The 11,969-nt window shown below is 60.0% G+C and carries 7 protein-coding genes; 1 reads left to right on the forward strand and 6 read right to left on the reverse strand.

The features are described from left to right. Positions 1 to 75: 75 nt before the first annotated feature. The 5 genes from ACQZ5K_RS04345 to ACQZ5K_RS04365 all read right to left on the reverse strand — a co-directional run bounded on the left by ACQZ5K_RS04345 (position 76) and on the right by ACQZ5K_RS04365 (position 8,461). Positions 76 to 3,210, reverse strand: coding sequence for an efflux RND transporter permease subunit (locus tag ACQZ5K_RS04345; RefSeq protein ID WP_125146280.1), 3,135 nt, complete (start codon positions 3,208 to 3,210; stop codon positions 76 to 78). An 11-nt stretch (positions 3,211 to 3,221) separates the two neighbouring features. Next, positions 3,222 to 4,412, reverse strand: a complete 1,191-nt coding sequence (locus ACQZ5K_RS04350) for an efflux RND transporter periplasmic adaptor subunit (RefSeq protein WP_080854637.1) — start codon at positions 4,410 to 4,412, stop codon at positions 3,222 to 3,224. Between the two features lie 414 nt (positions 4,413 to 4,826). Continuing rightward, positions 4,827 to 6,332 (reverse strand): sensor domain-containing diguanylate cyclase, encoded by a 1,506-nt coding sequence (locus ACQZ5K_RS04355; RefSeq protein ID WP_137004619.1) that lies wholly within the window; start codon positions 6,330 to 6,332, stop codon positions 4,827 to 4,829. A gap of 165 nt (positions 6,333 to 6,497) precedes the next feature. Beyond that, entirely contained in the window at positions 6,498 to 7,322 is an 825-nt protein-coding gene (locus tag ACQZ5K_RS04360) for a bifunctional allantoicase/(S)-ureidoglycine aminohydrolase (protein WP_137004620.1), read from the reverse strand. 92 nt (positions 7,323 to 7,414) lie between these two features. Next, entirely contained in the window at positions 7,415 to 8,461 is a 1,047-nt protein-coding gene (locus ACQZ5K_RS04365) for a methyltransferase domain-containing protein (protein WP_175422115.1), read from the reverse strand. 316 nt (positions 8,462 to 8,777) lie between these two features. Here ACQZ5K_RS04365 and ACQZ5K_RS04370 point away from each other — a divergent pair, with 316 nt between their 5' ends. Then, positions 8,778 to 10,772 (forward strand): putative bifunctional diguanylate cyclase/phosphodiesterase, encoded by a 1,995-nt coding sequence (locus ACQZ5K_RS04370; protein WP_137004621.1) that lies wholly within the window; start codon positions 8,778 to 8,780, stop codon positions 10,770 to 10,772. Between the two features lie 42 nt (positions 10,773 to 10,814). Here the strand turns inward: ACQZ5K_RS04370 and ACQZ5K_RS04375 are convergent, their stop codons facing one another. After that, complete coding sequence (locus tag ACQZ5K_RS04375) at positions 10,815 to 11,891, reverse strand: Ldh family oxidoreductase (protein ID WP_175422116.1); 1,077 nt, start codon at positions 11,889 to 11,891, stop codon at positions 10,815 to 10,817. Positions 11,892 to 11,969: the final 78 nt, after the last annotated feature.

An 11,969-nucleotide genomic window follows, 5' to 3' on the forward strand; every position in this document is an offset into this window, starting at 1 on the left:
GCCTTGTTTGCGGTGCCGAACTGTCAGTCAGATGAACGCATTCACGTGACTTTTCGCCCAGCCGTCACACCCGTTTTATTCCGCCGGCGATACGGCGTCAGCAGCAATCTCATTCTCCTTCTTCCGATCCCCGAAAATCTTCATGACGAAGACGAAGAAGACGGGAACGAAGAAGATCGCAAGGATCGTCGCAGAGATCATGCCGCCGAGCACGCCGGTGCCGATGGCGTTCTGACTCGCCGCGCTGGCGCCCGACGCAATCGCCATCGGCAGCACGCCGAGCGAGAAGGCGAGCGACGTCATCAGGATCGGCCGGAAGCGCAGATGCGCCGCCTCCACCGTCGCATCATAGGTGGATTTTCCTTCCGCCCGCAAATCCTTGGCGAATTCGATGATCAGGATCGCGTTCTTGGCGGACAGACCGATGATCGCGACGAGGCCTACGAGGAAATAGACGTCGTTCGGCATGCCGCGCAGCATCACCGCCGCCACCGAGCCGATGACGCCGAGCGGCACCACCAGCATGACGGAGAGCGGAATGGACCAGCTTTCGTAAAGTGCTGCCAGCAGCAGGAAGACGAACAGAACGCTGAGCCCGATCAATGCCGGCGCCTGCGACCCGGACTGGATTTCCTGCAGCGACTGGCCGGTCCATTCGAAACCGAAGCCGCTCGGCAACTCACCCGCTAAGCGCTCCATTTCGGCAATGGCGTCACCCGACGAATAACCGGGTGCGGACTGGCCGCCGATACGGACCGCCGGATAGCCATTGTATCCGACCACCTGCGAGGGACCGCGCACCCATTCCACCGTGGCGAATGAGCTCACCGGCACCATGCCGCCATTTGCATTGCGGACGTTGAGGTTCAAAAGATCCTCAGTCTTCATGCGCTGGCCCTGTTCCGCCTGCACCGTCACGCGCTGCATGCGGCCGGCATTGGGGAAGTCGTTGACGTAGGACGAACCCATATTGGCCGAGATGGTGGCGTTGATGTCGCTGAAGGTGACGCCGAACGTATTGGCCTTCTCACGGTCGATGATGAGATTGACCTGCGCCGCATCCGGCATGCCTTCGATGCGAAGACCGGCAAGGATGGGGCTCTGACGGGCGGCAGCCATCAGTTGCGCACCGGCGGCGCTGAGAGCCGCCTGTCCCGCGCCCGAGCGATCCTGCAGGCGGAAGGTGAAGCCGCTGGAATTGCCGAGGCCCTGGATCGGCGGCGGCGACAGCGCAAACGACATGGCATCGGGAAGACCCCACAGCTTGGCGTTGACGCGCGCCGATATGGCGGCGGCGGAATCGTTCGGTCCGCGTTCGCTCCAGTCCTTCAGGGTGGCGAAGGCGAGACCCGCATTCTGGCCGGAGCCGGAGAAGGAGAAACCCGAAACCGCAATCACGCGATCCACCGCCGGCTCTTCCATGAAGATCTTTTCGATCTGCTGGATGGATTGCAGGGTGCGGTCACTGCTGGCTTCCGCCGGCGCCTGAATGTCGACGATCAGATAGCCCTGATCTTCGTTCGGAAGGAACGAACTCGGCAGCTGCATATACGCCCAGCCAAGACCGACCAGCAACGCCGCGTAAATGACCATGAAGCGGCCGGAACGCTTGATGATGCTGCCGACGGACGAGGAATATTTGTGCGAGGCCTTGTCGAAGCCCCGGTTGAACCAGCCGAAGAAGCCTTTCTTCTCATGGTGCCCGGCCTTGATGGGCTTCAGGAACGACGCGCAGAGCGCGGGTGTGAGCGACAAAGCAAGGAAGCCCGAAAACAGGATCGACACCACCATGGTCAGGCTGAACTGCTGATAGATGATGCCGACGGCGCCCGGGAAGAAGGCCATGGGAACGAACACGGCCGTCAGCACCAGCGTGATGCCGATGATCGCGCCGGAAATCTGGCCCATCGCCTTGCGGGTGGCCTCCTTGGGCGACAGATGCTCTTCCGCCATGATGCGCTCGACATTCTCGACGACGACAATCGCGTCATCCACCAGAATGCCGATGGCGAGAACCATGGCGAACATGGTCAGAACGTTGATAGAGAAACCCGAGACATACATGATGGCGCAGGTGCCGAGCAGCGCCACGGGCACCACCAGTGTCGGAATGATGGTGTAGCGGATATTCTGCAGGAAGACGAACATCACCACGAAGACGAGGATGATCGCCTCGATCAGCGTGTGAATGACCTTTTCGATCGAAATCTTGACGAAGGGGCTGGTGTCATAGGGAATTTCATATTCCAGACCCGGCGGGAAATATCGCGACAGCTCTTCCATGGTGGCGCGAACGCCCTCGGAGGTCTGCAACGCATTGCCGGTGGGCGAAAGCTGCACGCCGATGGCGGCGCTCGGCTTGCCGTTCAGGCGGCTCGAGAAGTTATAGCTTTCGCCGCCCACTTCCACACGTGCGACATCGCGCAGCCGTACGGACGAGCCGTCCGGATTGGCGCGCAGCACGATGGAGCCGAATTCTTCCGGCGAGGTGAGCTGACCCTGCACATTGACGGTTGCGGAAATCTGCTGGCCGATGGGATTTGGCGATGCGCCGATGCGGCCGGCGGCAACCTGCGAATTCTGCGCCTGAATGGCGCCGATGACGTCGTTGGAGGTCAGGCTGAGGCCCAGCATCTTGTCCGGGTCCATCCAGATACGCATGGAGCGCTGGGTGGCGAAGAGCTGCGCGCTGCCGACACCGGGAACGCGGCGCAATTCGCCGAGCACGTTACGGCTGAGATAGTCGCCGAGACCGATGGCGTCCGTGTTGCCGTCGACGGAGGTGAGCGCCACCATCATCAGGAACGACGTGCCCGCCTGCTCCACGCGCAGGCCCTGCTGCGTCACCGCCTGCGGCAGGCGGGGTTCGACGCGCGCAATGCGGTTCTGGACCTCCACCTGGGCTTCACCGATGTTGGAGCCCGGCGCAAAGGTGACATTGATGGAAATGCGACCTGAGGATTCCGACGTCGATTCGAAATAGATCAGGCCTGGAACGCCATTCAGCTCTTCTTCGATGGGACGCGTGACGCTCTGGTAAATATCCTCCGGTGACGCGCCCGGATAGGTCGTCGAGACGGAGATCTGCGGCGGGGCGACATTCGGATATTGCGCAATCGGCAGCATGGGAATGGCGAGCAGGCCCGCCAGCATGATGAAGATGGCGACGACCCAGGCAAAAATAGGCCGATCGATGAAAAAACGTGCCATGAAATCGGTCCTTATTGCTTCGCAGCCGGAGCCGCGCTCTCGCTGTCAGCGGCGGTGGCGACATCGGCCTCATCGGACCACGGTTCCGGCTTCACTTTCGCGCCCGGAGCGGTCTTCTGGAAACCTTCGGCCACGACGCGGTCGCCATCCTTCAGGCCCTCGGAAATCACCCAGCGATCGCCGATGGAACGGCCGACGCTGACGCGACGCTGCTCGACCGTGTCTTCGGCATTGACGACAAGCACGCTCGCCTGACCGCCGGCATCGCGCTGAACCGCCTGCTGCGGCACGGCGAAGGCCGCTTTCTGGATACCCTGCTGGATTTGCACACGGACATACATGCCCGGCAGCAGATCGCCGTTCGGGTTGGGGAATTCACCGCGCAGCGTCACCTGACCGGTGGTTTCATCCACCGCCGCTTCGGAAAACAGCAGGCGGCCGGGCAGCGGGTAACGGCTGCCGTCATCGAACAGCAGGTTGACTTCGGCTTCGTTCGGGCCGGTCATCAGCTTGCCATCCTGCAGGGCCTTGCGCAGGCGGATAAGATCGGCCGCCGGCTGGGTGAAGTCGGCATAGATCGGATCGAGCTGCTGGATCGTCGCGAGATTTTCCGAGCCGGTGGCGCTGACGAGGGCGCCTTCGGTAATACGCGCGCGACCGATGCGGCCGCTGATCGGGGCTTTGACATCGGCATATTGCAGATTGAGCTTCGCTTCCGCGACCCCGGCTTCGGCCACGGCCACCTCGGCATCGGCCTGCGCCAGCTGGGCGATGGCGTTGTCGAATTCCTGCTGCGAACCGACATTGGAACGGCGCAGCTGCTGCTGCCTGTCGGCCGTCTGCCGCGCCTGCAGCTGCGCGGCCTGCGCCCGGCGCAACGTGCCCTCGGCGCTGTCGACACGCACCTGGAACGGCGCGGGATCGATCCTGTAGAGAACATCGCCCTCCTTCACCAGCGAGCCCTGTTCGAACACCCGCTCCACGATGATGCCGGAGACACGGGGGCGTACTTCGGCAAGCCGCGTCGGCGCAATGCGTCCCGGCAATTCGTTGGTGATGGGCAGTTCTTCCTGGCTCACCGTCACGATCTTCACCGCACCGGGCGGCGGCGCGCCGGGCGCAGACGCCTGCTCATCGCTACATCCGACAAGAACGATGCCCGTCAACAACACCGCCGCGATCTGCCCCAATCTCTTCGCCATACTGCGCTCCGAATCCATAAAAAATGTCACATTTACATACATACTAAGACGTATGTAAAATTTCGGCAATGAAATTGTTGCAGTGCAAAAGCCGTCTCACGCGCTTGTGAAGGTGCGTGAGACGGCTTGCGGAGAGCGCTGTAATTCGGGAATGGAGGACTAACTGGCGTTCGAGGCAGGACATATCGCGACGAGCCGGAGGCGACAGCCGGACGAATGAAGCTTTCTGCTGTTTCCGTCGCGACCAAACCACCGCTGCGCGGTTTAGATTCCGGAATAACATTCTCTCGACGTCATCCTCGGGCCTGTCCCGAGGATCTGCAACCGATTGATTTTATTCGACGTGATTAGATCCTCGGCACAGGGCCGAGGATGACGTCGGGGCTGAGGGAATGCCCCACGACGCCCTCCCCCTTAGGACAGACGCTTCAGTGAGGATGCTTCCGGCTGCGCGCCGGGTTTCGTCGTGTCGTTATTGTCGGCGGATCTGTTGCGCAGCGCCGCATAATAGGCGTTCTTCTGCTCGTACATGTTCATATCGGCGCGGCGTACCAGCGATTCCATCGTCTCTCCAGCCTCGCTGGTCGCCACGCCCAGTGACAGGCTGAGCGGCGCGCTGGAATAGAACTGGTTGTTGATCTTCAGCAGCTCATAAACGGTTTCGACCATGGCGGCGGCCACCTGCCTGTCGGCGCCGGGAAGAAGGATGGCGAATTCGTCGCCGCCGATGCGCGCCGCATGGTTCGGCGCTGTCACCACGCCGTTCAGCACCTCGCCCACACGCCGCAACAATGCGTCGCCGGCATCGTGTCCCAGCCTGTCATTGGCGTCCTTCAGGCCGTTGAGATCGATGACGATGGCCGAAACCGGCCTGAGCGCACTGCGCTCCAGCCGGTTCAGCTCGTCCGAATAGAAGGCACGGTTGTGCAGCTTGGTCAGCACATCGTGCTTGCCGAGATATTCGAGATAGGCTTCCGCCTTCTTGCGCGCGGTAATGTCCGTCAGCGCCACCTGCACCAGCGACCAGTCGCGCTCATGGCCGGGGAAAACCGAAAAATGCAGGAGCACGTGCCGCTCCGAACCGTCAAGCGCGTAATTCACCACCTCGCGGTGGTGGGTGAGATTGCCGTTCCAAAGCTCCATCAGCTGTTCCCGGAACGGCTTTTCCATCTCGCCGCGAAAAATATCACCAAGCCGCTGCAACAGAACCTGCCGGTCCGGCGCGCAGAACAGGTCGAGCGTGGCGCGGTTGACGTCGATGACGCGGATTTCGCTCATGCATTGCCGCACGAATTCGGGATGCACATCCATGAACACGCGGAAATCGATGATACCGCGCTCCCTGACCTCCTCGATCAAACGCCGCACCCGGCTGAAATCCTCCACCCACAGGGAAACGGGCGAATGTTTGAACATGCCTTCGGCGTAACGGCGGTTGAGAAGCTCCTTGCGGCGCGCCTCCTCCCGCTCCGTCACATCCTCGGTGGTCAAAAGCAGCCGTCCGAGGGTTTCTTCATGGCCGGGTATGACCGTACCGCGCAACTGGATATCCAGCCGCTTGCCGCCGATTGAATAATTGACCGCGTTGCTGGTGAATTCCGTCTTGCCCGCCCAGAGTTCGGAAAGCTCGTTCACATGGCTCTCCAGCATGTCGTCGCGAAAAATCCGATGCAGATTGTCGACGAGATGCGCCTGATCGCGGGCCTCGAACAGTTCCAGCGTCCTGGCGTTGACCTTGATCACGCGGATTTTCTGCGAGCAGGCCGCCACCCTCGATAAATCTTCCAGAAGAAACGCCCGGATATCCTCGACGCCCTGCGATCGCCAGATATCGAACTGGCTTTTCACCTCGCTGAAATCCTCGATCCACATCGCCACGGGGGCAAGATTGAAGACATTGGTATCGATTATCTCATTCATACGGGAGGTCTTCTCAAGGATAGCAGGCGAATGCCGAAACAGTGCGGCACAGCGATAGCCGTCCGCATAACCGGATTTATGAGAGATATTCGATTTAACGCAAGCATTTATCGCGCAAACCGCCGGATTGCGCGATAATTCATGGGTTTTCCCGATATGACGCCCTTACCAGAGCTTCACGTGCCGGTTCACATCCTTATAGAGCAGGTAACGGAAGCGGCCTGGCCCACCTGCATAGCAGGCCTGCGGGCAATAGGCGCGCAGCCACATGAAGTCACCCGCCTGCACTTCCACCCAGTCCTCGTTCAGCCGGTAGACGGCCTTGCCTTCCAGCACATAAAGGCCGTGTTCCATCACATGGGTTTCCATGAAGGGAATGGTCGCGCCCGGCTCGAAGGTGACGATGTTGAGATGCATGTCGTAACGCACGTCTTCCGGATCGATGAAGCGGGTCGTCGCCCATTTGCCGTCCGTGTCCGGCATGGCCGACAAAGCGTGCTCATCCTCATGCGTGAAGATCGCCGGGGGCGGCTCCAGCCCGTCAACCGCCTGGAACGCTTTGCGGACCCAGTGGAACTTGACGGGCGCCTCGCCCGAATTGCGAAGCTGCCAGCGCGAACCGGCCGGCAGGAAGGCGAAGGAGCCCTCCCGCAACGCATGCTGCACGCCCTCGAATTCCACGGTCATTTCGCCGTCAACGACGAAGATCGCCGCTTCGGCCCGTGCGTCCGGTTCCGGCCGGTCGCTGCCGCCGCCGGGCTGAACCTCGACAATATATTGCGCAAAGGTTTCGGAAAAACCCGTCATCGGCCGGGCGATGATCCAGGCCCGGGTGCCGGTCCAGTGCGGCAGCACGCTTGTCACGATATCGGACATGACGGTTTTGGGGATGACCGCATAGGCGGTCTTGAACACCGCCTTGCTCGACAGAAGTTCCGTCTGTCCCGGCAAACCACCCATATCCGAATAATATCTCTTCATTTCAGCCATTCCATTCTGCAACGCATTCGGCGCGGATTCTTAGGCCCGCGCCGAGGTTTAATCAAATGGTTATTGGCAAGCAGAGACTGGCCCGAAGAACGTCACACCTTCTTACGCATCGTGGCGTAGACGATATTGTGGTTCTCCCCGAAGAACACATCCGCCTCGATGCCTGCAGGATCGGCGCTGGCATTGACGATCCGCCACATATCCGCTTTCGAACGCAACAGCAGCGCCCAGTTCATGAAGGTTTCCATGTAACCGTCGACGACGATGTCCTCCGAGAAATTGGCGAAGAGGAACATGCCGCCGGGCTTCAGCATTTCCATGCAGCGCCGCGTGAGTTTGATCGCCACACGGTCGTTCAGATAATCGTAGAGACCGGCCGCGTAGATCAGGTCGAAAGTGCCGAGGTCCTGCGTGCGCAGGACGATATCGCGCACGGAACCGTCGATCGCCTCGATGCAGCTGCCGTTGAAATCGCGGGCGACGGAACCGACGCTCAAGGGGTCCTGATCGAGCGCCACCCAGCGCTTGATTTTGCCCTCTTTCAGCGCCACGGAGGCATCCGCCTCGCGCAGATGGCCGGAAGCGATGGTGAGGATTTCCGTCTCATTGCCATGCCGGGCCGCAGCCTCATCGACGAACCGCGTCAGCAAGTCGCGCCGCTCGCGCACGGCAACCGAGGAGCTGGCATCCTTGGTGTAATCGTAAAGGGCCGTACCGAGCGGCGTGGCCTTGTTCACCAGTTCGGCAACACTGTCGTGGCCATAAATGAAATCGAGCAGCTGCGCATCGCCCGAATAACCCCGCGGCTTTTCGAAAGACCAGCGCGTGAAGGGGTCCTCCAGAAAATGGGCGGAAACGGGGTGATTCTGTACAAGCGGAATCAGTTCAGCCCACACGCTTGAGTGGAGCTTTTCTCGCAGACCGTGAAGTGCACCCGCTGTCCGATGTATTACCTCACGTGCTGAAACACGATTGTCGAATTGCTGTTGTGCCAATTCGAGAATGAGCGCCACCTCTGCTTTCGCAACTGCGAACTGCTCATCGAATGTTTCCGTTCTGCGTGCAAAAATCTCTTTTGCGACAGTATCCGGGGTAATCAGACTTGCCCCGTCAAGATTTTTCTTCTTTACCCGCACCACTTCAGCCTCCAGTATTAACACATTGTTAACTATACGTTTCTGGGAGGCGGAAGGCCACTCGCTTTCGATTTTTGAGCGGTGTAGGGATACATTAGTAGATTAGCGTATTTTTTTGGTCACACTCGTGAGGACGGGAGAAAGCGGATACGCGGTTTAGTGAAACTTAATGTTGCGAACGTATGATGCGTTCTTCCTTTCCATGTTCTCCGCACACATCAGCAGAGATCGACGGGAACCCGCACTGGGTGCGACAGCACACGGAAAAGTGGAATAAGCAGTTACTTAATAAAGTATACGCAACACTATGGGAAAGTGCATGAAGCACACATTGGGAGAGGTGAGTGGACAGCAAGACTATCGGCGGCCGGAATCCCGGTTTTCTGATGAACTTCTTTCCCTTTACCAGCAGGAAGGTGAGCGCAGCCGCCGCGGTTCGATCCGGCGGGGCCTGTGGACAGCTGTCTTCATCTATATGCTGTTTGCCGCAACCGACATCATTCTTATACCCGACGTCGCTTTTTACACCATTGTCGCACGCTTCGCGGTCGTCCTGTCATCCCTGCTGACGCTGGAAATCCAGCTGCACAGGGGCGCCAGCACCGCAGCGCTCGACCTTACCTGTGCGACCGCTCTCGTCATGGGATATATCGGCTGGCTGTTGCCTTCGCTGCTGACCGACAATACCGAAAACATGTCCTATTACATGGTTTTCGGGGCGATCTTCATGATGGGCGCCAATCTGTTTTTCACCTTCCGCTTCCATCTGTCGCTGGTGTCTTCTGGCATCATTCTCGTTACCTATTTTCTGGCGGCAACGCAGTTTCCCGAGGACAGCTTCTACAAGTTCGCCTTCGGAACCTTCTACATATCCTGCTTCGTTTTCACCTCTTACGTGAACTGGAACCTGAACCGGGAGCGCTACCACGTCTTCGTCAACGGGCTGGAAGCGAAGGCGCAGCAAAAGGCAGCGGACGAACGTGGTCAGGCGCTGCTGCGGCTTTCCAATACCGACTCCCTGACGGGCCTGCAGAACCGCCGCGCCATCGACCACCATCTGCGCCTGCTGTGGGACAACTGGATCAGGAAGGAAGAAGGCTTTGCCGTTTTCCTGATAGATGTCGACTTCTTCAAGAAATACAACGACCGTTACGGCCACCAGGAAGGCGACAAGTGCCTGGTGACGGTGGGCACCGCCCTGCAGGATGCGATCATCGAACACGGCGCTTCCATCGGCCGCTATGGCGGTGAGGAATTCATCGTGCTGGCGCCATTCAAGTCCAAGCAGCAGGTGGGTGAGCTTGCCGAAACGATCCGCCACACCGTTGAAAACCTTTCGCTGGCGCATGACCAGCGCCGGGATGGCACCTTCATCGTCACCGTCAGCATCGGTGCGTCCTTCACCCGTCCCAATGCGGACGGCAAGCTGGAAAAGATCATCAACGAGGCCGACCGCGCGCTCTATATAGCAAAGGGCAACGGCCGCAACTGCATGAAGCTGTTCGATCCGGACGATCCGCAGACCAGCGACGAGACGGAGAATATTGCCGCCCTGCTGAAAATCGCCGTCGCGGAAGATCTCGTTTCCCTCGTCTATCAACCTATTCTCAACGTTTCGACCAACGAGACCGCGGGGGTTGAAGCGCTGATGCGGCTTCGCCTGCTGGATGGCAATCCAGTCGCACCCGGTATTTTCATTCCGATTGCCGAACGCACCGGCACGATCATGGAACTGGGCCTGTGGACCATCAAGACCGTCTGCAAGCAGATACTAGCCGATGACAAGGTGGCGGTCGTCAGTGTCAACGTATCGCCGATGCAGTTGAAAAATCCGGGGTTCGCCACTTCGGTGGCCGCCATTCTCGTGGAAGCGGGAATTGCCGGCAACAGGCTTGCCTTCGAAATCACCGAAGGCGTCGACATGGAAATGCATTCGGACGTGCTGCGTTGTCTGAACGACCTGAAAACGCTCGGCATCAATATCTGGCTGGATGATTTCGGAACGGGTTTTGCCGGCCTTTCGTGGCTGCGCATGACGGATTTCGATACCGTCAAGATCGACCGCTCCTTCCTGCACGACAGCAAGACCCCACGTGGCCGGGCGATGCTGCAGGACATGATCCGCCTCATCCGCAATCGCGGCCACAAGATCCTGATCGAAGGCGTCGAAACCGAGGAACAGCTGAGGCTCGTGCGTCAGATGGAGATCGACTACGCGCAGGGTTATTATATCGGCCGCCCCATCGGGGCCGAAAGGCTGGGCGCGGCGGCAGCGCCCTATCCGCGCCCGAACATGCTGCTGCGACCCGCCTGATCATGGGACGACGGCGGAACGCCGCCGTCAGCCGCAGCTGCTTTAATGATAGGCGGGCGGGATGACCGAGAATTTTGCAGCAAGCTCCGAGAAGGCCGCCCGCGTGACGGGATCGACAGGAGCCCCTTCCCTTTCCCGTCTTGCCGCCACCGCCCACTCCCGGTCACCCGGCGCCATGACCTTGCAGTCTTCCCGCACAGGAGATCCCCGCAGGACCTCGAGATAACGCTTCATGCCCTCGTCGAACACCTCGCGCTCCAGGAAAGCTTCCGGCTTCAGCGCCAGAACGAAAGCCCCAAGCCCGCGCGGCGTGGAAAAATCCGGCCCGCCCATGGGGGCGATATCGAAGCTGAGTTTCATGCCCGTGAGAACGGCGCTGAAAATCTCGACCATTCCCGCAAGCGCCGCACCCTTGAAACCGAACTCGCCGCCGACCGGGGCAAGCATTTCAACGGCATGGGGATCGCGCGTATCGACACCATCGCCATCCGAGGCCACACCTTGCGGCAATTGCTGGCCAAGGCTCCGGTAAAGCAGGACACGGTTATAGGGCACCGCGCTGGTAGCCATATCCAGCAGCCAGGGCATGTCATCCGCTGCCGGCACACCGATGGCGATGGGATTGGTGCCGTGGAAACGCATGGCGCCATCATGCAGGCGCACGAAACTGTCGGAATTGCAGAAGGTGAGGCCGATATAGCCCTGCCGCGCCGCTTCCAGCGCATATGCACCGGCCGGGCCGAAATGCGATGAGTTGCGGATCGCCACCGCGCCAATGCCGAATTTTTCCGCGAGCGCCATGGCGCTGTCCATCGCCGCATAGGTGGCGCGGGCGCCATGGGCGTGGTCGGCGTCGATCGTCTCCACCGCGCCGAAGCCCGAAACGCGGCGGATCTGCGGACGCCGATTGAGACGCCCGCCTTCGAGCGCGGTAATATAATGTGCGAGGAGGCGCACACCGTGGCTGTCCACACCGAGCCTTGTGCCGTGCATCATGGCGCGGGTCGCCGCATCGGCCGTTTCGTCATCGGTGCCGGCGGCCAGAAAAACGGTGCGGCAAAACCGCTCCAGCTCATCCAGGCTCGCCAGAACGGTGGCTTTTTCAATGCTGTGCGCCATGAGGGAATCCTCCCAATTCCAGATCCATGCCGCACAAGCTATTCACGGGGCGCGTTTTTGCAATCGAATATCGCGCGC

The sequence above is a fragment of the Agrobacterium sp. 22-226-1 genome, from assembly GCF_053522345.1.